We start from the raw sequence: 24,612 nt of genomic DNA, 5'->3' as shown, positions 1-24,612 counted from the left end.
TTACGCTCCTACGTTCCTGGTTTGTTGAGGTGAATCGGCTTACCGGCGACTGAGACCTCGCCGCGAGACGAGATGCTCACACCGGCTGCTCCGTCGAGTTCGATACTGTTCGCTCTGAGCGTGAGGGTGCTGTTCGCCGCTATCTCGACGCTGTCTCCCGCTGCGTCGAGGACGACCCGCTGGCCGGCGTTGTCCTCGATAGAGACCTTCCCCGACGCGTCGTCGAGGACGATCCGATGGCCCTCGTTCGTGACCAGCTCGATTCGCGTCTCCGAGTCCCTGTCGTCGAGGGTGACCTCGTGTCCGGTTCGCGAGCGAATCCGCAGCACGTCGCCCCGTTCTTCGGATTCGACCGGCGGTTCGGCTTCCGCGTTCCAGACCGACCCGAGGACGTACGGGTAGTTGATGTCGCCACCCTCGAACGCGAGGAATACCTCTTCGCCGGGTTGTGGAAGGAGGTACGTTCCGCCCTCGGGCGTGGCCAGCGGGACCACGACCCGGATCTGGTCGCTCTCACGGTTGGACCCCCGCCACGAGTAGCGCACCCGGACCGTACCGGGGTTGTCGCTGTCCTCGCTCTCGACGACAGTGCCGACCGCGAAGTTGAGGCGGTCGTCGACACCGGTGTCGACGGACGGGTCGATCACGACTCCGCCCCTCCCTCGGCCAGTCGAACCCTGAAGTCGGTCGTGTACCCCGACTGGTCGATTCGGTGTGTCACACCCGTCACGTAGTAGGTGCCATCGAACCGCCCGAGACCGCCGAGTTCGAGGAGTTCTCCGATGCGGAGGTTCGGGAGGCCGACCACCGTTCCGTTACCGGTGACGCGTTCCTGCCGGAGCCGGTCGTACTCCGCCTCCGCGACGAGTTGCCCCTCCGCTGCGGAGGTCACGGGGGTGTGTATCTCCTTCATCCCCGGGGCGTCCGGGTCTGCACCCCTCGGAGCCTCCTTGGTGATGTCGAGTCCCTGACGTCGGTCGGTGTATCGGAGCACGACACCCGGGAGCTGATTGGCCTCGTTCGAGGTGAGCGAGAAGGAATGTAACGACTCGCCGTACAGCAGCGTCAACAACCCGCTGGCGTTGCTCGCGTCGTCTGCTGACGGCCTGAAGTAGAGCCGGTTCTTGTACTCGACCTCGGTAGCGGTTTCGGAGCCGATCGGGTCGACCCGGGTGAACAGCTCGAAGTTGTACCGGTTCGCCCGAGTACGGAGGAACTCGTAGTCGTCGTTCGACCGTTCGAGCTTCCGGAACCGGTCGAGGTCGAGCGGGCCGGCGACGAGGTTCTGCTGGGTGGGCGTGAAGCCGTACCGTTCGACGACCGACGCGACGATCTCGACCATGTTCATGTCTCTGAAGTCCGTCTCGCCGGTCTGTTTCGTCAGTTCGTGGAGCCTATCGTAGCCGCTCACGGCGAGCGTCGGGAGGCTTCCAGACGGGAACTCCGGCTGGATCGACTGTATCTGTCCGTGGAGGACCGGAACGAACTGACTGTCGTATCCGAGCTCGATACGGATCGGCGTCTGCCGGTCGAACAGCTGCCACACCGTCTCGACGAACCTTCGCTGTTCGAGGTCGAACGCGTCGACCAGGGTGAACGAGAACTGGTCGGCTCCGTCGAGCGTCGCGTCCACCTTCAGGCCCGAGACGACGCCGTCGTACTCGCGGACGATCCGTCTTGAGCCAGGCGGGCCGACGACGAGGCGGAACTGCGGCCGATAGAAGTCACCGTACTGCGCTCGGGCCTCTTCGTACTGCATCTCACACCTCCTCCAGCGCCGGGAGAACGAGGTCACGACCAGGGGTGACCGTCCGCGGGTTGTCGATGTCGTTCGCTGCCGCGATCGTCCGCCAGTGGGCGGGGTCGCCGTACTCCCGCGCGGCGATGAGTGCAAGACTGTCCCCTTCGGTTAGCCGCCGGATCTTCGTCTTGTCGGGCGAACTCCGTGGCGACTCTAGCCGCTCCCAGCGGGGCGAGTCGTACTGCTTGAAGGTGACGTCCACCCGTGCGCGGACCGGCGTTCCGTTCGGGAGGAAGAGTGTGAACCGCTTGGTCGCGCTCTCAAGGACACACCGGAACGTGAGGCTCGACCACTCGACTAGCAGTCGCGGCGGTTCATGTACCTCGCCATCCACGGTGAGGAGCTGGTCTAGTCGGTTCGTCGACTTCCGCACGTCCGTCCCCTTCTCGTAGGTGTCGAAGAACAGCTCCATCGAGAGCGTCTCGGCGGTGCCACTCACGAACTGCGTCACCGGCGTCGTCAGTCCGAGGAGGTTCTGTTCTGCGTACGTGGTGTTCCGTGTGAGCGTGTACTCCGTCGGATTGAACAGGACGTCGAACGACTCGCCGGCGACACCGTCGCGGTCGAGGACCGTTATCTTGAGTTTCGTGAGGCTCTGTTCGGTCCCGGTGAAGTCGACCATCGTCAGCGACCCCGCCGTTCGCGTTCGACCCGAAGCTTGCGTGCGAACTCGTCGTAGAGACGGTCGACCAGTCGGTCGACCTCGGCTCTCGGCGCCGTCGAGAGGTCGAGGGTCGGTGCGGGCGTCAGTGGTGTGGGCGTCGCCGTAGCGTGCCCGTTCGTCGCCGGCATACCGGGACCGACACCGGTAGACGATGTCGACGTGCTCGTCGTCGCCGGTCCTGACCGGCGGTCGTTCGTCGTGTCGTCTCGGCCAGACGAGGGAGTAGTTCTGACTGTCAACGTCGGCTTGTCGGGCGGATTTACGGCGGTAGGACCGAACGCGATCTGTCGCTCGGCGGTTCGAGACGAGCGACGCCACCCGACACGCGCCGGTGGCTCCGTGGTGACCCGGAGGTTCGGTTCGGTCTCCATCCACTGCGGACTCGTGTTCGGCGGCCGCCACCGAGCGGTCGGACGCCCTCTGGTCGCTCGCGCGAGCGTCGTCCGAGGTTCGACGAGGTGGCGGCGGACCGGTCGGAGTGGTTCGTTCGACTCGGTTACCGAGGTTCTGACGCTGGACGCGTCGCCGGTCGTCGGAGCCGTCGCGGAATCACGCGTGTCCACCGGCGTGGCAGTCGTAACCCGTCCCCGTCGGAATTCATTACCGCCAGCCCGTGGTCGTTGCGAGACGGCATCGGGCCGACTGACGACAGTCGGTGGCGACGTCCGCACTCGCGTTGACGTCGTCCTCGGTGTGACCGTGTGCAGGTTCGTGACGACGGTCTGCGTCGAGTGGTGCACGTTCGTCGTCAGCACCGACTCGACTCGCGACGAGGGCGTGCTCGACGCGACGTCCACGAGCGACTGCCGCGGCCGGGCGTGTCGAGAGTGGGGCCGTTTCACTACTCGCGTCCGGTCGACGAACACGCGCGTCACGAACGGCTGGAGTGTCAGATACGAAAGCTGTGGGTGCCGCCGCCGACCGAACCAGTCGGAAATTCGACCGACAAACGGCCTGATCGTGGTGAACGATCCGTCGGCCCCAGCCACCGCACCGCGTCGGCGCACCGGACGCACGACTCCGAGGGGTCGCACGAACGGGGGCTGGTGGTCGTCTCGCTCGATGAACGGCGTTGGCACTACTAGATCCTCTGGTCTCTTTTTGGTCTGCTGAGGAGTAGTATCGGTGACTACTCGTCAGGGGAGATGTTGTTCGCGAGTATATTATATCTTATTTACATTATACGAGATACTCCTGGCGAGAGTAATGTTTGTGGATCCCACTCGGTGAGGGATGCTGAAACGTCCTGCACCTATGCAGACATCTACCAGGTGTGGCTGACCGCTCGATAACAGGGGTGATACCGTCGTCGGTGCTAGTCGAGCTATCCCTCAGTCGAGTAAAAGTAATCCAAGAAATTCGCTCCATCCAACACTCGAGATACCACGTCGGAGAGGCTCTCACCGATGAGGACCGACGAATCTCTGTCGAAGACGTTCATCTCGACGTAGTACACCGCATCTGGCCCGTTTCCAAGGTGGTCTTGTGGGTCGAAAAAATACAGACAACCCCCTTCGTCGCTTCCGAACACCAATGGATCTGAGAGATCGTCTGTGAACCTCCAGCCCTGGTTGAGTTCAACCAATCGGTTGACCGGTTCATAAACGAGAGACGTATTCGGGCCGTACACTACGCCACTCCGAGAGCGTCGGAGCAGCTCACGATAGTCAGATGGAAACGTACATCCTAGCGCTTCCTCGGCAGTATCGATTTCTTCCGAGGGCGCTGGAGGCTCGCGAACCCACTGGTCGCCTTCTAGAGCCTCCAGCCGTTGAATGAAGTTCGGAGTCCCCATCTCAACTGCCATCTGGAGTCCAGTCTCCAAAAATATCTCGCAGTTGCGAGGCAAGGAGCCTCTGTTGCAGTTCACGATACAGATCGCCGAAATGGTCCTCAACCTGATTAAGGATCTCGTCTCGGAACCGTGGTGGAACCTCGGCCTCGATCAGGTCTAATTCGACGTTCCGAAGTTCGTCCGAGAAACTCCGATTCTGTAGGCCCGCTTGCCGTGCACGCTGTCGGCCGGTGATGATCTGGTGTGGGGAGCCACGGTAGCTATCTCGAAGGAGGATCGTCGGCGCGTTATTGTGGTTGTATCCGGGGATTCGTGCTCTTGCCCACGCGCCCTGAACAGCGTGGTGTGCCTGAAACACCGAGGCTGTTCCTCTGTGGCCGGGGTCCTGCCCAACCATTCGGTGATAAGGACCGACTTCGTACTCCCAAATCTCTGCTCCGTCTCGTCTGCGTCTGTAAACGTAACGGTCACCAACCTGTCGTAACACCCCTCCTGTGGTCACCTCACGCAGCTGTCTGGTGTGTCGTTCGACTTGCCTCCAGGCCCTCGAACTTTCGTCGCGGAGTTCGTCGAGGAATGACCGTTGAACGACAGCACCCTCGCCCCGAAGAATACTCTCGATGGCGTCCAAGTACCGCGTGAACCGGGTGTATCGGTAGTTAGATCGCCGGAGTAGTAGACTGAATGTCTCGTACCCGTGATTGTGAATGAATCCGAGAACCCGAGGTCGCTGGGCGAGTCGTTCGAAGAACGCGAACGTTCGCTGGCGCATGAGCCCACCTTCAATTGCCACGTCCGAGATATTTCGAACGACGAGCATGTACAAGTCGGTATCCTGTCTATCGATGAGACGCATCAAGTTGGTAAGCCGCTCTGCGTTGGCCTCCGGATGCCGCATGAGTCGGGAGAGCCCGGCAACCAAGTCATCGGTCAACGTCCCGGCAGTTCGTTCCAGCGCGCGGAGTACTCGAACCCGTTCGAGTGCGCTCTGGACGACGTCAGACGTGTCACCTCCGATGTCCGCTAGCCGCCGGATGCTCCGCATGTTGACTGAGTCCAGTGCCCGACCGAGACGCACCAGTTCGTCGTCCGGGAGGTACGAGAGGTAGCGAAGCGTATCTGTCGGGGAGGCCCGACTCGCCCGACTCATCAGTCGAGCCAGTCGCTGGAACTTCTGTGCGATGGCTGTTGCGTTCTCGATACCACCGAACCCCATGAGCGACCCGCTGATTCGAGCGAGTGGAACGGCGCTTCTGCCTGCTGCCCGACCCCCGGTGAGAAGGGCTTTCACTTCCCCAACCCCGACGAACCAGGACGCGGCTTCCCAGATAATCGCCCATTTGACACGACGGATAACGTCCTCTGTGACCCCGAGGAGTATCGCACCTTTCAACCCCGAGACTGTGCTACTTGCGAGTTGTTCCCCGATGGTGCTCAGATACGTCTGCGCTCGAGCGTCGCCCCACACAGCGAGCGCCATCATCTTGATGAGCATCGCCAGCTGATGGAGCCCGTCGACGATTTTATCCGCCTCTGTGAGAAGAGACCACACACCTTCCAGTGTACCGACCGCCCACCTGACTAGCCCATACCACGCCTCCTCAGCTTCCTCGAGTGGATCGTCTACGTGACCTGGAAGCAGCTGGAAGCCGAGCGAGAGTGCGATGTCGAGCAGTTCGGTCCCGCTGATACCACCCGGGTCGGCGAACCGACTCCCAACCGAAATGAGCAGGTTCCACAGTTCCGAATCGAGATCGTCGAACATGCTGTCGAAAATCCCACCATCACGGAGCAACTGGACGATCGCCTCCAGTTCGGAGCGACTCTCGGCAGCGGTAAGGATTTCTACAATTGCTCGTTCCTGTGGCTGATACGTCCAGGCGTCGACGAGGACCCGGATGTAACGGGCCTTGCGCTCGAAGGGGAGGAGCCGGAAAGCGAACGCACCCAGTTCAGCCAGGAGTTCAGAAGCGCGCTGGGTCTCCCCAGCTCCGACGAGCCGATCGATCTCGTCGAAGACGAACCGGCGAGCGGTCTCGGTTGGAACTACTCCTCTACCTTCGGGTGTGAGACCCAACTGTCGTATGAACAGATCTACGATTCGAACGTTCTGCGGGAAGATGGTGTCACCACCAGGCGTTACCAGTGCACGAAGTAGGTACGGTCTTGACTGTGCGTCGCGGAGTTGCAGGTTCCACGTCATGTCGCCTGCGAACGGTACGACCCGACGTCCCTGTATTTCGAGTTCTGATTCAGCCGACGCAGGTTCTGACTCTGATTGTGTCGATTGCTCGGATGGTGGTTGCGTCCTCGCAGAAACAGCAGACGCCTGTGGTAACTGGAGATTCACGTATCCGTGGCCTGATCCGGTTCCGACGACGTAGTACCGTTGTTCTTCTGGTGGGTCAAGCAGCGGCCCCTGGATAATCGCGGACGTGCGTGTTCCGAAGAGCAACCGTCCCCAGATGACGGCACGAGCCAGTTCGGAGGTGACGACGTGTCGATCCGAACGCACTTTGATCGTCTGGAAGCCGGGCGATCTGGAGATGATCACGATCGGTTGTTCTTCAAACGGACTCGGTGACTGTTCGATACGGTCGTCTTCGACATCTCCCGTCGGAACCGATATCGTCGCCTCTGTCGGTTGCCCCTCGTCGAACGTGATCGAGTGGCTGGATACGTCCTGTCGAGCGATAACTCCTGTTCGAGCGGTCCGAGCTAATACGGCAGTGTCGACAACGCCCCCCTGTGCAACGACGCTGGCCGCTGTGTCGGCGGCTCGTTCGAGCGGTTCGGTCGGGCGAGTAACTCGATACCCAGCCGTTCCACGGTGGTCAGCGACTCCGCGGTTCTGTACGGTGTGAGCCAACTCGTGGGCAAGCAATCCCAGACTGCGACCCGAGCCGGGGCGATACGACCCCTGCCTGAACCCGATACCCTGCCCGACGGTGAACGCGTGAGCGTCGATGGCTCGTGCGGTTCGATCCGTCTGTGAGTCTGTGTGAATCCGAACACTGGATAGGTCAGTTCCGAACCGTGGCTCGAACCACCGACGGATCTGTCGAGGGAGCGGTTGACCACCGGGACCGAGTACTGGTGTCGGCGTCCCTCCTGGTGACTCGGGTGACGGTGTTTCCCCTCCCGTGAGCAGTGAGCGCCCGGTAGCTCCATGATTTCTGTGTTCGTGACTCGTTCTGAGCGCTTCGTGGTTCGTCGGCCACCAAACAGGGGAAGTGCCTAAAGCCGAAGTCAGTGCGTCTCTCGACTGGACTTCGTGATGTCGGGCTGATCTAGCGACTCCCGTGGGCGAGAGGCTCGGAGCCCGACGAGACTCCGATGAGTCTGCCGATTTTCTTGTCTCCTGATTGTCCGAGCCAGTCTCTCGAGACTTCATTGGCCGGCCCGTCTGTGTGTTTGTATCTCGCTCGCAAGCATATCCAGACCGAGGTGATGGAGTGGTTCGACTGTGTCGTGATGGGGTGTGTCTGCCGCCAGTTTCGGTTTCGAATTTTTCAAGAGGTTCTCCGTTGGGTTAGACTCCGGAATTCATCCCTTGCTCTCCTCGAAGTAGGTCCCGAACGCATCAGGGCCGACGAGGCGGCCAGTCTTCTGGAACTCCCGTCGCATCGCTCGCACGACGTGACTCATCTCGACGCGTTCACCCTCTTCGGCCGCCAGAAACGCCGCGGTCAACGCCGCGTTCCGGATGTTGCCGCCGGGAATCTCAAACGTCGAGAGGAACTCGTAGTCGAGGTCGCCGACCGGCGTCGCCGTCGGGAACACTCGTTCCCAGAGTTCGCGGCGCAGCGTGCGGTCCGGCCGGGGGAACTCGAGGCTCACGTGGATACGCCGCAAGAACGCGTCGTCGACGTTCCGTTCGAGGTTCGTCGTCAGGATGACGGTGCCGTCGTGGGCCTCGATGCGCTGGAGCAGGTAGTCCACCTCGATGTTCGCGTAGCGGTCGTGTGAGTCGCGGACCTCGGTCCGCGTGCCGAACAGCGCGTCGGCCTCGTCGAACAGCAGGATGGCGTCGGTGGTCTCGGCCTCGTCGAAGACCGCCGCGAGGTTTTTCTCCGTCTCACCGATGTACTTGCTGACGACCCGTGACAGGTCGATCTTGTACAGGTCGACCCCGGCGTCGGTGGCGAGTATCTCGGCCGCCATCGTCTTGCCCGTGCCCGAGGGACCGGTGAAGAGCGCGAGCAGGCCGTTGCCGAGCGTGTACTTCTCGGCGAACCCCCACTCGGTGTACACCCGGCCGCGGTGCCCGATGCGTGCCGCGAGTTCGCGCAACACCGCCTTCGTCGCCGCCGGCAGGACGATGTCGTCCCAGCCGAACGTCGAGACGACGGGAGTGGAGAGCGTTTCCAGGCGCTGCCCAGAGAGTTCTCGGCAGGCGTGATACAGCGTGGCGTCGGAGAGGACCCCCGTCTCCCCATTTGCGCCGTCCTCGTCGTCCTCGCCGTCTCCGTCGTCATCGTCGTCTTCGGCCGCAAACTCGACCGCCACGCTCTCTGCGGTCGCGATGGCGTCGGCGATACGTCCGGGTGTGAACCGGAACGTCGAGGCTAGTCCGTCGACGTCGACGGCCGACGCCCGGCCGTCGAGTAACTCCCGCCAGACGTCTCGACGCGTCTGATACGGAGGGATCCCGAGTTCGACGGCGACGAACGCGTGGTTCTCGGGGGGTCGTGGCGGTCGCCAGGCCTCGCTCCCGGCGAGGAGGACCGTCCGCGGCAGGTCGTCGAGGCGGTCGACCACGGCACGCCGTGCAGTCTCCGAGCAGGCGTCGACGTCGGTGATGAGCACCGACGCGTCCGACAGGAGCGCCTCACGCCTGACGGCGTCGAGCACGCGCGAGAGACCGCTGTCGGTGTCGGTCAAGTGGGTGACGACCCGCGTGGCGTCGACCGTCAACAGCGCCACTCCCTGTGCGTGACTGATCGCCGTGGCGACCGCCCGCACACCTGCACCGGGCGGGCCGTGGAGGGAGACGGTGGCCGGCACGTCGGCGGCACAGACCCACTCGACACGCCGACGGGCCCGCTCGTCGAGCCATCGAAGGCGAGTCGCACCCGCGTCCACCTCGTGCTCGAGCGATGCGACGTCGGCCAGGAGCGGGTCGATGTCGTCGCCGCCGAGGAGGTAGTCGACGAGGCGTTCCGCGACGACCACCGGACGGGACGGGAGCGGAACTCCCTCGCGCTCCCCGGGGAGCGACACGAGCGCATCGCGCACAAGCGGGGCACTCCGGGCGAACGCTCGGCGGACCGCGAGTCGTTCTCTCGTCCCCGCGTCGACGGCACTGAGCAGTTCGACCGTCAGGTCGACGGTCGGGCGCTTCCGCGTCACGTCGTCCTGGAGATACGAGTAGAGCGTCTCGTAGTCGGAGGAGACCGACGGGGCGAGCGCGACGAGCAGCGCGTCGACCGACGTGGCGTCAAGACCGAACAGCTCTTTCACGCGAAGGAGACGGAGTTCACCGCCAGCCGTCCGGGTTTCGACCTCTCGAGTCGCGATCTCGTGCGCACGTCGGTCGGCAGCGGCCCGCAGCGTCTCCCCGGCTTGAGTGGGCGACGCTCCCGTCGGTCTCCCCTCGTCGACCAGTCGCGCGACAGTCTCGTCGGAGACGTACAGCCCGCGGTACTCGTCGACCGTCCCTGTCTCGCTCCACCACGCGTCTAGACGGCACCGGATCAGTGCGTCGAGATAGCGTAATCGATCGAGGAGATGTGCGAGGCTGTCGGGGTACGGACCGGTGGCTCGGTCAGCCAAGTCGACGTCGTCGGCCCACGGTTTCGACTCGCGCATCGCCGATCAGATGAGCCCCCCGATCCCTTCCGATTCGGGTGGGAGCCCTGGTATCTTGGTCAGCCCCTCGTGAGCGAGTTCGAGTGACTCCATCGCGACCGTGTTCCCGTCGGCCTGGAGTTCCGGTCCACTCCACTGCACGGGGAACGCGTCACTGAGCGCCCAGCCCCAGGTGGGATTGCCCGCGTGGTCGTGCATGAGAATCTCGACGGGAAGGCGGAGGAACTTCCCGTACTTGCTGGGGTGTGTCCAGGCGTAGAGGAGCGGCGAGTTGCCCAGGCCGTGACGGAGTGTGACCGTCGACTGTGTGACCCGGGTCGGCAGTCTGTGGGTGTGTGAGTTGAGCCCACCCTCCTGGTACTCTTCGGTCTCGACTTCCATGGTGAGCCCCGACACCTCCGAGAACCCTGCGACCTCTTTCGGGCCGACGAGGACGACGAACCGAAACGAGAGGTACGGATCCGTCTCCCGCCCGTTCGTCATCGAAGCTCCTCCAGCGAGCGGATCCTCGTCTCACCCGTCGCCTCGATTGCCGTGGCGTTCATCCGCTCATTGATGCGGCTGATCTCTGCACACCAGCGCCGTCGCTCCCAGTGTGGCATGTTCAGCACCTCCTCACGGCTCCACCCGAAGTGGTAGGCCACGAACGCCACCTCCTCGTAGAGGCGATCGGGTGGATACCGTGCCGTCACTCCCACGACGGGACCTCCGACTCCGGCAGCTCCTCGCGCAGGGTGGCGAGCGCGGTGGCGTCCGACTCCCGGTTGGCGTTCGACTCCGATCCCGCCTTCGACTCCGACGCCGAATTCGGCCCTGCGTTCGCTCCCCCGTGACCGTCGTCCGTCCAGGGGTCGACCGTGTCGGTCAATGGATTTCCCGCGTGGGGCGCACTCTCCGTCGTCGTCCCGTCTCCGCGAACCGACACTTCGAACTGCTCGCCACAGTCGGGACAGGTCGCGTCGACGGTGTCCGAACCGCGGTCGTTCACTCGCTCGTACAGTTCCTGGAGGTGCGCGATGTCGGCGACGAACAGCTTCTCGACCACCTCCGGGGTCACCTCGGGGAGCGTCCCCAGCTTCGTGACGACGCGGGCGAGCAACAGCACCGTCAGATACGGAGGGTTGCGCTGGACGCGCGAGTCACAGAGCGGGTCGAGTTCGTCTGCCGCCGTGGCCAGTCGCATCGTCCCCTCACGGTGGAGCGTTCCGTCGTCGTCGAACCCCCTCGGTAAGGTGAACTGGAACTCGGTCTGGAGCAGGTCAGGCATCTGCGATCAGGGCTCCTTCCGTGTCATCCCTTCGTGGACGATCTCGAGCGACTCGACGGCCACCTCGTTGGCGGACGCATCCAGGTCGGGGGCGTCGTACTGCGTCGGCCAGGCGTTGGTGAACTCCCATCGGGTGGCGTCGTTGCCCTCCTCGTCCAGGAGGACGACCGCGATGGTGCGTCGGGCGTCGGTGAGGTTGCCGTCTTCGACCTGTTTCCGCCACGTGAACAGTTCGTCGAGCGACCCGTCAGTGACGCCCTTCTGGAGGGTGAGGTTGCCGTACGAGACCAGGCCGGCGAGCTTGCGCATCGTCGGGCCTTCGTTGCCTTCGCGGTACTCGATCGGCTCGCTCGTCGTCTCGGGGATGGTCGCCTGGCTGAACGTGATATCCGTCCCGTTGACCTCTAGTCTGAATCGGTAGCTCCGGTATGGTCCGTGTCTGTCTGGCATATCTGGTACCTCTCAGGCCCCACTCGCGTCTGCCGTCCACTGGCCGATTCTGAACACGACGAACTCCGCCGGCTTGGTCGGGGCCACGCCGATGACGGCGATGAGCCGGCCGTTGTCGATGTCGTTCTGGGTCATCGTCGAGCGGTCACACCGCACGAAGAACGCCTCCTCGGGCGACGACCCCATGAGCGCACCGGACCGCCAGACCGTCGTGAGGAAGTTCTCGAGGGTCTGTCGCACTCGCGCCCAGAGCGCCTCGTTGTTCGGCTCGAACACCACCCACTGGGTCCCCTGGTCGATGGACTCTTCGAGGAAGAGGAACAGTCGGCGCACGTTCACGTACTTCCAGCTCGGGTCGGACGACATCGTCCGCGCCCCCCACACGCGGATACCGCGGTCACGGAAGCTCCGGACGACGTTGACCCCCCGGGGGTTGAGCATGTCCTGTTCGCCTTTCGTGACGGTGAACTGCAGTTTGTCCACCCGTCGGAGCCGCTCGTTGGCGGGTGCCTTGTGGACGCCCCGCTCGACGTCGGTCCGGGCGTAGACGCCGGCGACGTGGCCCCCGGGTGGGACCCGGGTGATCACGTTCGTCTCGGGGTTCTGGACGTCTACCCACGGGTAGTAGAACGCTCCGTACGAGCTGTCGAGAGGGGGTGCCAGGGTGCCTGCCCCGTCGTTGTCCTCGGACGCCTGCAAGATAGCGAACCGGTCACCGAGCGTCTCGCAATGTGTCACCAGCGCGTCGGTCAACCCAACGACCTCGTTCTCGTCTGGCGCACAGACGAGCGAGATCTCGTCCAGCTCGACGAACGCGTTGAGCCCCGTCCGCTCGCCGGCTCTGTCGTTCCCCTCGTAGTCGTCGAGACCGATCTCCGGTGCCGGTCGCCTGAACGTGCCGTCGAGCCAGAACGGTTCGACGTCCCACCCGGTCGGCATGGCGGTGCCCTCGCGAGCGAGTCTCACGACGGTCGACGCCCGGTTGACCGTCTCGACGAAGTACGTCTGCGACGACTCCGACACCGAGAGGTTGTCGTACGAGTCGTCGATGTCGGGCTCTGGGACGGGACTCTCTCTCCCCGTGTTGAACGGCCCGTGGTCACGGGCGAGCGCCGCGTCGTCGTCGCGGGCCCAGTATCGGACCCGCAGCCGGAACACGGGGTTCGTTGGCGAGTACTGCGTCCCCGCCCCGACGCTGATGGCGACGTTCCGCCCCCACACTCCGGGGCCGACGGCGGTCACCGACGCGACGGCAACACTCGTGGCCGCGTCGAGGCGGTCGACGATATCGGCACGCACCGGGAGCGTCAGTTGCTCCGGCGTGCCACCACCGATGCTGTAGGGGATGGTGAGTGTCGCCTCGACGGTGTTCAGCGTCGGGTCCATCGTCGTCGTGTCGAGCGTCACGGTGACGAGTGTCGGGTCGCCGTCGGCAGCCTCTGCGGGGGTGACCGTGACGCCGAAGCCGTCGATGTCGGCCCCGCCCGTTCCGGTGACGGTCGCGTTCAACGCGTCGAAGACAGCCGAATCGCCCCCACCGCTGCGATTGGTGACGGAGACCTCTTCTCTCGCAGTCGTCCCGTACGGGACCTCACCCATATCGATGCGGAGTACCTCGGGGGCCAGGTCGGTCGGTCCCTGTCCGACGAGCGGCACCCGCAACGGCTGCGCAGGAGTTCCGCCGACCGAATAGGGAATCACGAGGATCGCCTCGACGCGTGAGTCGTCGCCCGCTGTGAACTGCACGTCGAGTGTCGACTCGTCTCCCTCCGTGAGGGTATCTGTCAACGTGTCCCCCGTGTCGGTGAACTGAGAAACAGAAGCGGTGGCATCATTCGGGTCGACGGCTTCGATACTGGCTCCATCGACGTCGACGTCGACGTTCGACCGGTTCCTGAGGACGAGCGACTGCGGCGGCGTCGCGGTTCCCGTGGTGTCGACCCGTCCGAAGTCGAGGGCCGGTTCGGAGGCGACGAGCGCCGAGGCCGCCTCTCCGGACAGTTTGATAGTGAGGTCCTCCGGCGCACCACCGACCTCGTAGGGAACGGTGAGCGTGGCAGTCAGGGGACCGAGATCAGTCGGTCCCGGGGCGAACTCGACAAGCAGTGTCGTCCGGCCCTCCGGGCCGAGACTTTCCGGGTCGACCGTGGCGGAGAACGCGTTGACGTCACTGCCACCGTCGGTCGGCGTCGGTATCGTGCCGAAGTCGACCACCTCCGTCGAGAGGTTTCGCAACGCGACGCGCCGGGTCAGAGGGTCTCCAGCGGCGACTGCGGCCTCGAAATCGACGTGTAAGGCGTCGCTCCCGACGTTTCCCGCCCCCTGCCCGACGAGTTCGACCTCGAACGTCCGTGTCGTCGTCGCCTCCAGGCCGCCGTAGGGGACAGTGAGCGTGTGGGTCGACCGAGAGCCATCGGTCGGCTGGTACGTCACCTCGATACTCGTCGCCTCACCCGGTTCGACCTCTGTCACGGTCGGCACACCGACGTGGAAGACGTTGCCGGTGGGCGGGCGGCCGATGTTCCCCCCGTCGATTCGGATCGGTACGTCCAGTTCGTTGGTGAGCGTGAGCGTCTCCGACGCACGTGTCCCGATACGGACTGACCCGAAGTCGACACGCGGCTCCGCTCCACCGACCTCGCTCCCCTGGAGAGTGCCCGTCGCCGTTTCCCTCTCGGCCTCGATGCGACCGACGAAACAGCGCTTCCCCCCGTTGTCGAAGAAGCCCTTGACCGCGTATCCGAGATACGTCGAAGCGAGGCGTTCTCCAGCGGCGTACAGTTTGAATCCGCCGTAGAAGCGCTCGTAGTCGGCCGGGCTCGTAAGTAACCGTGGGGCGACCTGCCCCCGTTCCGTCTGTCCCAGGAATCCGACCGTACTCGTGCTCACACCCTCGATGGGTTTCGGTCCCATCTCGATCTCCTCGACGTACACGCCCGGAGAGAGGTACTCCGCCATCTACGCCCACCGTCCACACCGGTGCATGACAGTAGGTACCACGTAATGGTAGATAACCATTTCCCAGATTAGTTATAATATTATAGAACTGTCAAGTTTCGCAAACATACTCGAGGACGGGGTGACAGACCGGCGCCGCAGGGGCTCAGGGTGGGTCGACGAACGTGAGCACCGTCCGTGTGGTCCGCCCCGTTTCGACCCGGACTGTCGATTCGACTGTCGTCGAGCCATCGGTCGCCACGAGTGTCGGGTCCTGGTTGCCGACCTTCGTCACCCACTCTCCGCCCTCACGGACGACGGAAACGGTGCCCTCGGGCGACGGCTGGAAGAACAGCACGAACTCGCCGATGTCGGTGGTTCTCGCCCGGCGGTCGACGCCGTCGACCGCGACCGCTGCGTCCGGAACGGCTCTGTCGGCCCCGCCGCGCTCGTCTCGGACGGTGCCACGGACGAGTGTCGTCGCCGCGGGGAACGGATACGTCGTTGAAGGCATCATCTCGAGGACGACGGGACGCTGTCGAGGGTTTATCACCGGCGGCGTCGGGCTATCGGTAGTCACCCACTCGACCTGCTCGCTAGTGTCGTCGTACCACGGCCCGCCGGTGACGCCGACGGTGATCGGACTACTCGGCAGGTCGACGTCGAGAAACAGGTAGTGGCCCCGGCGACCGCTCACTGGTGTCACGTCTATGCCGTCGACTGATACGTCGAGCGGCCACTGCGGTGGACGGCCGGTGAAAGCGTCGACGACTCGAACGACGAGCGAGAGCGAGGCACGGCGCTCGCGTCCGGTGTCGAGCTTCCGCCATCGCCACTGTCGGGGGGAGGGGTTGGCACTCGGTGCCGTCCCTCGAACGACGAACGTGCGCTCGTCGATGTGGCCACCGGGGGTCCGGTAGTCCGTCATCGCCAGCACCTCACCAGTCGCTGCCGAGTCATGGGTCAGACCCCTCAGCGTCGGCGTCGTCCGCTCCCGCTCGGACGTACTCCTCGACGTACCAGTCGGTGACTGGCGTCGTCGGGTCGTTCCGCGCCGGAGCGACGAGCACCGGCGAGACGAGGTAGGAGACCGACGGCTGATACGGCGTGTCCGCGAACGTGTTCCATACGTCCAGTACCTCGTCCATCGCCTCCGTGTGCATCGTGATCCGGACGTCCTCGCCGACCTGAACGCCGCTGAGAACGGGGTTGTCCTGCAGTACCCGTATCGCTTGCCCCAGGACGCGGTGCTGTTCGTACGTGTCGTCGCTGTCGGGCTCAGTACTGGTGGGCGGGACCGTCAGGAGGTACGACAGGTCCAGTGCGAGCGGTGGCTGTCTCCGTGTGCCGTCCGGTTCGACATACGCACTGCGGTTCGACACGTCGCCGTTCCGTGTGATCCGGTACAGGTAGACGGTGAGGTGGGCGTTGGGTGCCGGGAGGTCGGCGGGCGAGAGCAGCTCGACGTTTATCCCGGCGGTTTCGTCGATACTGATCTCCTGGAGCCCGTCGGTCAGAAGGATCACCAGCGCCCTGCTCACGCGCTCGATGACCGAGTGGTCCGAAACGGACACGGGCTACTGCCCTCGCGTCGGCCGCTGACGTCTCTCTCCCCACTTACCCCCGCCGAGCCTGTCACCCCTGGTGTCGACGACAGTCTTGTCGTCTCTGTCGCGGGTCATCGTCTCTCCATCACTCTGTCGACGCGCTAACTCTTAGGCGTTGTTCAACATTCTTCAATACTGGTAGATCCGAATCGAGGTGACACGTCCGAAGTTGGACGAGCGTCGTCGTGCGCACCGTCGCGACGGTACGCCGCTGCGAAGAGAACCGTCGTATCGACAAACTCACGTGGCATCTATACTTGCGGGAACGATCGTATGACCTCGGACGGGACCTCCTATGAACTGGTCGTCCTGAGCGACCCAACGGGCCGCACTGAGGCAATCGATCCAAGAATCGATGTTAACCCGTTCCGTACTGAAGAATCCGAATGTTACGGACTAGAGGTTTTGACGGACGAAAAGAGTGAGGAGGAAGAATCTACGAAGAAGGATTGAGCGCGGAGGCCCACGCATGAGCGCGCGCGAAGAGCTAGAGATGCATCTCTCACAAGCGTTGTCGCGAACGGAGGACCCGGACGTGCAAGCGCATCTGTCCTGTTGGATATAACTTATAGAGTCAGTACAGCTGAATCTTGCACTTCGCACCTCAAGGGCTAGGTTAATCTAATGCATTATATTATCATAGTTCAGTAGCCTGCCGCTCACTGAGTATCTCAACAAAAGCCTCGCCGACAGAAATGCAGGATTATCGACCGCGTTCGAGACGCCCACACGACGACGGTGCACTACACAGGCAACAACAACGTCGACTACTCGAAAGAGTGCCACCCAAAGCAAAGTGACGTCCAGATTTCCACGAGTGCAGCGATGGTGACAAGCCCCCGACGACGAGGCGGGCAATCCGTAATTGGCGTCCCACCGACTTGCGGTCCCCGCCCGCATCGATGACGAACAAATCGCGGTGGCCCCGAGTGCAACCGAACGTCGAAGACGAGGGCAAACGGGTGGGAAACTCCTTCCCGCTTCTAGCTACTCACCGACGCCGACGCACGCCCACCAGCCAATTCCCACCCCAACATGTATCAACACTAACCACTAGCTAGTACTAAACTGATATGTCCGCGTCACTCCCCACCCAGCTCGAAGCCCTCGAAGCCCGCTCCCCCCAACACTACGGAACGTTCCGACGACATCTCCCCCTGCTCCGGACGGCCCTCAACGACGCCACACGCCCGTATCCAACGAGTCGGCAACTGTACGACCAACTCGAAGACCCACCGATCCCACCCCACACCTTCGGCCGCTTGGTTGCCCTCTTAGTCGACTTCGCGATCATCGGCATCTACACGGAGCGCTCCAGCGCCAACCGCTACGATATTCGTGCATATGACTCGGCAGCGCTCAAGGAGCTCGAGGTACTGCTCGCGTAAGCACCCGCAGCGAGCGCACACGACGTGCGTCCGTGCGCCAGCTAACTGCACGAAAGCGACGACGTTCATTCGGGTGTCCCGGTCGTCGCGCAGGTCGAGTGTCGGCCCTGTCGTCGACGAGTGGGGAGATCTATTGCACATCTGATGGACGTCGCCATACTCGAAGACCAAAGCGGACATATCACAGACGCCTCCCTGGCCGTCGCGAAGATGGGACAACACGATTGGACGGATTGAGAGTGTGTCTAGGCGATTGGTAGTTCAGCCACTCCACACATACAGAATTTATTTATATTATAAGATTGTTCGGAATAGAAATACACAAATGCACAGAAGACAATCGATACAGAGAGGCAATAGGGATGAACGGAATGTTTGCGTTGAGTGGGTTCCAGCGAGACTTGCTCGTGGTGGCAAGTGGCCTGGAGAACCCATCGGGACAGCAGCTCAAAGGCCAATTCGAAGATGAGATGGGGACCGAAGTGAAAGACGGGCGGCTGTATCCGAATCTCGATACCCTGGTTGAGCAGGGTTTACTCGAGAAAGGCCAGCGGGACCGCCGGACAAACTACTACCAGGTCACTGAAAACGGGTCGTCGACCATCCAAGAGTACGTGGAGTGGATGCAAGCGCGAGAACTGCCAGCCTAACACTCGGTTGGCGGTGTGGTGAAAAGCAGATGCTCGCACCCCGGTTCGCTTCTGTGCACCCGATTATTCCTCTGATGGACAGAGCATATGCGGCGTGCGGCGATGAGTGGGCTCTGCAAGAGAGGCTTGGATGCGCTCACGGTCCTCCTCTGTGATACCCTGGGCAGTAGCTGCCGATGAGTCATGTGAATCCATTGAAATTTTCTTAGCTTTTTGTTTACCAGACACGGTGATAAGCATTTTGAATATGTTTAATAATGTCACTCTCAGGAAATCCTACACGACTTTCTGAGTGGTTTCAGAAACGCAGTCCTGTGTCCTGATGGCCAGTTCAGTCCCGTCGATCATCGCAGAAGAGCCACTGCTGCACGCTGCAAGAGGCATCTGACTGTGAGGACTGCGGATCGGGATTGGAGATGGTGCCGCTGCACGTGCGACGTCTCACATCCGGGTAGGGGGTAGTGTCGCAGTCGGTGTTTTCGAGTCGCCCTCTACCACAGCGTCGATATCTCTACACAGACGATTCGCTGTCGATAAGTCGTTTCCAGATAGACTGAATGGCCAGTCACCACCGCTCACAATGGGGTGTCCACGGTCGTCGCAACGGTCGGGTGTCAACCCTGTCGCCTCCAAGAGGGAAATCCCCACGGCGCCAAACGTACGGGTGTCGACGGCGTCGCCGCTCGTGGGTCTGTCACGCGGCGACGGTATCCCAACCCCGCCCTGGGCGCTGTCAGTAGTCGCCGGTTGCAGAGACCGGATGTCGTACTCGAGAGGGCTGCGACGCGAGCACCGAGATGGGCCCGCCGTGTGGCACACACCACGTGGCTGGACTCGCGGTCGTCCGGTTGAGTCCACTGTGTCGCAGCCGTTGGGTGCGCTTTTGTCTTGTCAGTTCGGCCCTCGTCGTCGCCACGAGCGGTTCGCCATCCGTTTTAGATCCAGTTCGCAGTCGCCGACAGTACCATCGACGTCGCACTCGACACACTTGCTGGCAGGCAGACACGCAAGACCCGGTTTGCTCAGTGCACTAGATACTAGTCCCTGATCGAGTGAGAGACGGTCTGCAACACGGCTAGTGAAACCAGCGACGCGAAGAAGAAAGCAGACCCATCTCCCACCGCGACAGTGGCGTGCGCTAGTCACGACGTGAGAGAGTCCCCAGGGAGAACCCAATAGTTGAGACTCCGCACGCACTCGCCTCGGGTGAAAACGCCCTTGGCCAGAGGGCGTTGCGAAAACCGGAATGCCATCTGCATTCTCCCCGCTGCGGGGTTATGATTGCGGGGTGGGTAGAATGCATTCTCAGCTTCGTCCCTCACGCGGTTACGTGTAGTGGCCAGCTGTGACCGTTCCTTGCAGTTGCAGTCCGACGCACCGAGTAGTGGTGTCGCCTCCGGACGGACACGGAGTGTGGACACTCTGGAACCAGTGACTTCGTCTGTGTGTTCGGTGACCTCGCCAGCGTCATCTACTCGTCGCCGAGCGGTGGGCACAACTGTTTGTGCTGTTGGGTGCAGTGAGATCGAGTGCGGGTCGGCCCACCAATGTTGGTCTCCTGCGGCGACGGTCGTCGCCGACAGCAGCAGGCCTCCGCGTGCGGTCAGGTCCTGGCGTTGCCTCCCTCATTCGCGATGTGTGTCGTCGTCAGGTTGGCGTCGCCGCGAGGGTGCACTCATCCGCATCTCGCCTGTCGCTAGTGGTCGACATCCCCTCTCGAGCGCTCGCCTGACACCCCTGTCTCGACTGTATCAACTTCCAGAGACGTTCGTCGTCGACACCCACCTACACAGCACCGCTTGTTCGACACCCCATCTGGCCAGCGTTCACCTCGTACCCCGCCTTATTGTGTCGGCGGTTTCGATGAAACCGGTTACTAATGCATTAAGGCCTATACTGATTCAGTGCGAAGGACCCCACAATGAGCGACACAAACGACGACGAATCCAGTATCGAGACTGTGACAGGTGTCCGGCGATCAGCCCTCGAAGCAATCGCCTATCTCGGTGGGGAGGCACCCGTCCACGACATCATGTCCGCCGCCGAGATTGCCGAGGGATCACGGACCTATGTGTTCCGCCCACTGCGTGATCAGGGCCTGATCGAACAGAGCGGTGAGGCGGATCGGGGAACGCGCGGCCCGCCGGGAGCGGTCTATCGACTTACCGACGCCGGGCGTGAGGTCCTCGACGAACATGTTGATGCAATCCCATCCGCCGAGGACGTCACACAGCTTCGAGACCGGGTTGACGAGTTAGAGCGGGAAAACGAACTCCGTCGCGACGAAGTCAAAGCCCTCGTCGCCGCCCTCGAAGACCAGGGTGTGCACGTCAAAGACGCCTACCTCAGTCTTCGCGACGACGCGTAGAGATGTAACAAAAGAATCCGGACAGTGCGCTTGTCTTTTCTCCGGATATTGTCAGAGGCGGCGTGACACAGACAGAGAACGCATCTTGCACTACATAGATGCCTGAAAGTGACGATGAGTGGACGGGAATCGGTCGAAGAAGCTGAAACTGTTTGGTTTCGCTACCGTTGGGTAGAGTGAATTACAGGAAAAAGAACGCTCCAATCCCGACAGCCCCGCCGCCGATGATGAGGTATACCGCGTCGATTCCCCGGCGGAAGAGCACGAAGGTCGCGCCGGCAAGGATAACCGTGAGCGGGTCGACGAAGGACTCCTGAGCCAATGTGACGGTCGCGCCAAGGATGGCGCCGACGACCGCCGCGTTCACCCCCATCAACGCGGTCTGAACAATCTCGTTGTCACGGACCTGAGCGAAGTACGGGAAGAAGCCCAAAATGAACACGAAAGACGGTCCGAACGCTCCGATGGTGGCAACGAGTGCGCCGATGACGGCTATCCAGATGACCCCACCGCTCGCATCCAACAGGAGCTTGTAGCCCACGAACGCGGTCGTCATCACCACAGGGCCGGGCGAGAGCTGGCCGATGGCCACGCCGTCGACGAACTCGCGAGCGGTCATCCACGCGAACTCGTTGACGACGTACTTCTCGATGAACGGGATCAGGACGAGCCCGCCACCGTAGATGAACGACCCCGTGTAGATCATGAACAGAAAGAGCTTCACCCAAGTGTTCGCCCAGAGGGCCACCAATAGGCCCCATATCGGCGAGCTCTCGACTGCCGTCCGAAGATATGGCCCCAGGATTGATTCGAGCCGGTCACGGAACAGATAGACAGTGCTGGCGATCGCTCCGATGGCACTCCACCAGCCAACGCGCTTCCGGTTCTCCCGGACCCAGGCCATCCGATAGATTGCCACCGCCATAAGCCCGGCGACGATGAATGACAGCACGGGGTTTGGATTCAAAACCACCGTGACGACGATGGTGGCGACGAGCAGCACGAGAAGGAGGAAGTCAATCGTCCAGGCTTCTGAGCCGAGTTCAAACTCAATATCGTTCCGGCCCTCTGCGAGTGCCGAACGTCCCATCGACCACGCCGCACCGACGATGAGACCGATGACGACCGGATTGATTCCGTAGAAGAAGGCCTCGACGGATGGGACCGTCTGGTAGACAAAGTACAGCCAGGAGAACGTCACGACGAGGGCGAACGTTGGGAGCATGAACGCCCCACCCGCGACGAGCGCGCCGAGTGTGCCACCCCGGACCCACCCCATGAAGATCCCGAGTTGCGTCGAGGCAGGCCCCGGGAGGGTATTGCAGATGGCCAATCCCTCCATGAAGGTCCGCTGGTCGGTCCACCCGTCCCCACCGACAAGGTCGTCCTCCATCATCGCGATGTGGACGAGTGGTCCCCCGAACCCAACGATGCCGATGTAGAGAAAGTATCGAGCTATCTCGGCGAGTTTGGCTTCAGATGGCTCGCCACCGTATGATTTAACGGCCTCACCCTCTGTTGGTTCTGCCATTGCTGACTTGTTGTTCCACCCCTCTCGTGGGTATCACATAACATTCACTCGTCAGGAATCCGAATATACAACGGTCGCAATTTCTCTGCAAGATATGCGCGCTGTATTCAGCACGCAGATTTCAGCAGGTAGGAATCTTGAGACGTTGAAGAGTACGAAGACTTCAGCTAATCACTATGAGTAGGGTGGAAATAGCTCCCGATAGAAAACGTCGGTGCCCCGCTTACCGAGGTGCCGATCTTGCGGTAGTTCGCACCCTTGCCGTGCAAGTCAAGTACGTTGAGTATAGTCTCGAAAGGTATCACAAGTGGTCGATACAGGCGCTTCTCGTTCGAACAATCTGTGAGGGAGGCCTGTTCTAAATAAAGAAAAGAGAGACCCCCATCCGAATAGGGGACGCTCGTTGTTAGCCTCTAATCTTAGTCGTGGACTGTTAGGTTTCCACCTATCACGGTTCTTGATGGATTAGTCATGGTAGGACATTGCAGGAAGTTATCCTCGTTACTAGACCTATCAAATTCAATTTTATCGGGCTGACCCGTACCGGAGTTATCTTTGACATAAATTATGAAGCGTGCTCCATTGCCTTGTGTAACCGGACCAGAGAATGCCGCAAGGTTCCCGTTCTGGGTGTAGCAATCAATGGTCCCTTTATTACGCTCGTCTTGGGAACCTTGAAACCGCGCAGTCCATTGACCACCTATCCCCTTCGGATGGTCACTTCCATGGGCGGTAAACGACAGTTTTATGTCTTTGTTTGCGTCTGAGACCGTGACGCCCCCGGTAGTCTTCCCTGTAGTTGCAGCCGCAGCACTCCCACCGATTCCCGAACCGATGGTAAGCCCTCCCGCTACAATCGTACCTTTTCGAAGCATTTCCCGACGTGACCAGTTTGGCTTGTCTTAAGATGTGTCTCTTCTCATAGTTCTTTGTCCCCGAAGGGCCTTTGCTCCGTGGGACAAATGTACTTCCACCGCTGAGAGCATAACATCTTTTCACCACGCCACCAAGTGTACAATATTGGCGAATATGCCATTTCGAAGATGATATTTCAAAAAATGCAATAATTCCTATGACACTATATTCTGCTGATAAATCCACATTGGATCCTGTGAACCGAAATCCTCTCTGTTGGTAAATACACCCTCTAAGTGTTGCACGCTGATTCTCTCTACTTACAGACATATTCTCGGGATTCGGGACCTATCGAACTGTGATGACACCGCATCATTCCGAGAGGAACGCGTGGGCGAAGCGGCATCGAAAAGCACTGACGGCTCGACACACCCACGAAGATGTGCTGACCGACCGTGAGTTTGAGTTGCTCTTAGAAGCGTGCTCCGAACTGCCCAGCCCTCGAGCATTCCAAGCGCGGTTCATCTGTCTTATCGCCGGTCGACTCGGATTGAGGGCCGGAGAAATCGCTCACTTCGACACGACTTGGCTCGACTGGGATCGGATGCTTATTCGAATTCCACAGTACGAGCCATGTGCCTGTGGGTACTGCCGTCGACAATCAATCCAAGAAGCTACACGCAACGACGAGCTCACCGAAGAAGAGGCGTTGGAAGTTCGCTGGCACCCGAAGACGATCGCGTCTGCAAGAGCGATACCATTTGACCTGTCTCTGCGTCTTGAACTTTGTATTGAGCGGTTCACGAACCGGTACGATTCGTTCTCCCACTCACGCTTGACCATCAACAGACGCGTTCAAGAAGCAGCGAATCAGGCCAATCTCAACGGTCGCGTGTATCCACACTGTTTGAGAGCAACCGCTGCCAGTTATCACGCCTACAAGGGAGTTGCACCAGTCCCACTCCAGGCGCTGATGGGATGGAGTGATCTCGCCACCGCTCAAAAATACATCCGGATTTCAGGAACAGCTACCGCTGATGCCCTTCGACAGGTGCACCATCGGTAGCTGCTGGGTTCAATGCGCTCGCAGAAACCTCACCGAATACTGTCAGAACCGTCGTGCAACAGACAGAGGGTATATTCAGCACGGCGACTCTGATTATTTCGCAGTTGCTGATCAGAACAGCTGTCAAGATCGGTGGGAGATCTTAAGGTGTTTGCACCCTCTCTTTTGACAGAGTGGCTGACCTGATTACCGAATACGCCGATTACGACTCGTTCGCCCGTGAGTGGCATTCAGGGACCCTCGCCGACTACAATGTCTCGCTCGACGAAGCCCGGAAACGGGGACTTCTCAACGAACAGCAGACTCGAAAACTATGGCAGTTGTTAGGGCTCCTCGACCCCGAGGAATGTCTCCTTCAACTGCCAGAATGGCTGGCCGAGAAGAAAGTCGAATCCAAGAACAGAACCACGCCTACGATATTC

Annotated in this window: 19 protein-coding genes and 3 pseudogenes; 5 read left to right on the top strand and 17 right to left on the bottom strand. The window is 61.4% G+C overall.

What is annotated here, in order from left to right; all coding sequences use genetic code 11:
• Nucleotides 1–8: 8 nt before the first annotated feature.
• From BSG17_RS23600 to BSG17_RS28105, 16 genes and pseudogenes are all read right to left on the bottom strand, one after another.
• Entirely contained in the window at nucleotides 9–647 is a 639-nt protein-coding gene (locus tag BSG17_RS23600; RefSeq protein ID WP_089827835.1) for a phage baseplate assembly protein V, read from the bottom strand.
• A complete protein-coding gene (locus BSG17_RS23595; protein WP_089827834.1) occupies nucleotides 644–1,759 on the bottom strand; it encodes a phage late control D family protein in 1,116 nt (371 codons plus the stop codon). Before BSG17_RS23595 ends, BSG17_RS23600 begins: the two co-directional genes overlap by 4 nt.
• Nucleotide 1,760: 1 nt before the next feature.
• A complete protein-coding gene (locus tag BSG17_RS23590; protein ID WP_170864939.1) occupies nucleotides 1,761–2,423 on the bottom strand; it encodes a CIS tube protein in 663 nt (220 codons plus the stop codon).
• A gap of 2 nt (nucleotides 2,424–2,425) precedes the next feature.
• On the bottom strand, nucleotides 2,426–3,028 hold the full coding sequence (locus tag BSG17_RS23585; protein WP_139246783.1) for a hypothetical protein: 603 nt from the start codon (nucleotides 3,026–3,028) through the stop codon (nucleotides 2,426–2,428).
• Nucleotides 3,029–3,789: 761 nt separating this feature from the next.
• Complete coding sequence (locus BSG17_RS23575) at nucleotides 3,790–4,272, bottom strand: SMI1/KNR4 family protein (RefSeq protein WP_089827831.1); 483 nt, start codon at nucleotides 4,270–4,272, stop codon at nucleotides 3,790–3,792.
• The gene (locus BSG17_RS28110) at nucleotides 4,262–6,337 is read right to left on the bottom strand and encodes a hypothetical protein (RefSeq protein ID WP_244531695.1); all 2,076 of its coding nucleotides are present in this window, start codon (nucleotides 6,335–6,337) and stop codon (nucleotides 4,262–4,264) included. Before BSG17_RS28110 ends, BSG17_RS23575 begins: the two co-directional genes overlap by 11 nt.
• 777 nt (nucleotides 6,338–7,114) lie before the next feature.
• A pseudogene (locus BSG17_RS28820) lies at nucleotides 7,115–7,654 on the bottom strand (eCIS core domain-containing protein); the annotation flags it as partial.
• A gap of 152 nt (nucleotides 7,655–7,806) precedes the next feature.
• On the bottom strand, nucleotides 7,807–10,071 hold the full coding sequence (locus tag BSG17_RS23565; RefSeq protein ID WP_089827829.1) for an AAA family ATPase: 2,265 nt from the start codon (nucleotides 10,069–10,071) through the stop codon (nucleotides 7,807–7,809).
• A gap of 6 nt (nucleotides 10,072–10,077) precedes the next feature.
• Nucleotides 10,078–10,554 carry a phage tail protein gene (locus BSG17_RS23560; protein WP_089827828.1) on the bottom strand — a complete coding sequence of 159 codons (477 nt, stop codon included), beginning with the start codon at nucleotides 10,552–10,554 and terminating at the stop codon, nucleotides 10,078–10,080.
• On the bottom strand, nucleotides 10,551–10,763 hold the full coding sequence (locus BSG17_RS23555; RefSeq protein WP_089827827.1) for a DUF6760 family protein: 213 nt from the start codon (nucleotides 10,761–10,763) through the stop codon (nucleotides 10,551–10,553). Before BSG17_RS23555 ends, BSG17_RS23560 begins: the two co-directional genes overlap by 4 nt.
• Nucleotides 10,760–11,338: a phage tail assembly protein gene (locus BSG17_RS23550; protein WP_211609314.1), complete on the bottom strand. Its 579-nt coding sequence runs from the start codon at nucleotides 11,336–11,338 to the stop codon at nucleotides 10,760–10,762. Before BSG17_RS23550 ends, BSG17_RS23555 begins: the two co-directional genes overlap by 4 nt.
• Before the next feature lie 6 nt (nucleotides 11,339–11,344).
• Nucleotides 11,345–11,788: a phage tail protein gene (locus BSG17_RS23545; protein ID WP_089827826.1), complete on the bottom strand. Its 444-nt coding sequence runs from the start codon at nucleotides 11,786–11,788 to the stop codon at nucleotides 11,345–11,347.
• A 12-nt stretch (nucleotides 11,789–11,800) separates the two neighbouring features.
• Nucleotides 11,801–14,746 (bottom strand): choice-of-anchor D domain-containing protein, encoded by a 2,946-nt coding sequence (locus BSG17_RS27680; protein ID WP_211609313.1) that lies wholly within the window; start codon nucleotides 14,744–14,746, stop codon nucleotides 11,801–11,803.
• A 145-nt stretch (nucleotides 14,747–14,891) separates the two neighbouring features.
• A complete protein-coding gene (locus BSG17_RS23530; protein ID WP_089827825.1) occupies nucleotides 14,892–15,653 on the bottom strand; it encodes a hypothetical protein in 762 nt (253 codons plus the stop codon).
• A 28-nt stretch (nucleotides 15,654–15,681) separates the two neighbouring features.
• Nucleotides 15,682–16,299, bottom strand: a complete 618-nt coding sequence (locus BSG17_RS23525) for a Pvc16 family protein (protein ID WP_089827824.1) — start codon at nucleotides 16,297–16,299, stop codon at nucleotides 15,682–15,684.
• 203 nt (nucleotides 16,300–16,502) lie between these two features.
• Nucleotides 16,503–16,583: pseudogene (locus tag BSG17_RS28105) on the bottom strand (VapC toxin family PIN domain ribonuclease); the annotation flags it as partial.
• 822 nt (nucleotides 16,584–17,405) lie between these two features.
• On the opposite strand from BSG17_RS28105, the gene BSG17_RS23515 reads away from it, so the two are divergent.
• From BSG17_RS23515 to BSG17_RS23505, 3 genes are all read left to right on the top strand, one after another.
• Nucleotides 17,406–17,720: a hypothetical protein gene (locus BSG17_RS23515; RefSeq protein WP_089827823.1), complete on the top strand. Its 315-nt coding sequence runs from the start codon at nucleotides 17,406–17,408 to the stop codon at nucleotides 17,718–17,720.
• A gap of 371 nt (nucleotides 17,721–18,091) precedes the next feature.
• Entirely contained in the window at nucleotides 18,092–18,370 is a 279-nt protein-coding gene (locus BSG17_RS23510; protein ID WP_089827822.1) for a PadR family transcriptional regulator, read from the top strand.
• 1,921 nt (nucleotides 18,371–20,291) lie between these two features.
• On the top strand, nucleotides 20,292–20,738 hold the full coding sequence (locus tag BSG17_RS23505; RefSeq protein WP_089827821.1) for a helix-turn-helix domain-containing protein: 447 nt from the start codon (nucleotides 20,292–20,294) through the stop codon (nucleotides 20,736–20,738).
• 181 nt (nucleotides 20,739–20,919) lie between these two features.
• On the opposite strand, the gene chrA is transcribed toward BSG17_RS23505, so the two are convergent.
• On the bottom strand, nucleotides 20,920–22,269 hold the full coding sequence (gene chrA, locus BSG17_RS23500; RefSeq protein ID WP_089827820.1) for a chromate efflux transporter: 1,350 nt from the start codon (nucleotides 22,267–22,269) through the stop codon (nucleotides 20,920–20,922).
• A 1,216-nt stretch (nucleotides 22,270–23,485) separates the two neighbouring features.
• Here chrA and BSG17_RS28815 point away from each other — a divergent pair.
• Complete coding sequence (locus tag BSG17_RS28815) at nucleotides 23,486–24,190, top strand: site-specific integrase (RefSeq protein WP_089827819.1); 705 nt, start codon at nucleotides 23,486–23,488, stop codon at nucleotides 24,188–24,190.
• 173 nt (nucleotides 24,191–24,363) lie between these two features.
• Nucleotides 24,364–24,612: pseudogene (locus BSG17_RS23490) on the top strand (hypothetical protein); the annotation flags it as partial.

Source organism: Halogranum amylolyticum (assembly GCF_900110465.1).
Classification (GTDB): Archaea; Halobacteriota; Halobacteria; order Halobacteriales; family Haloferacaceae; genus Halogranum; species Halogranum amylolyticum.
Note: the sequence above shows the minus strand (reverse complement) of the source record. Positions and strands in the feature narration are given on the sequence as shown.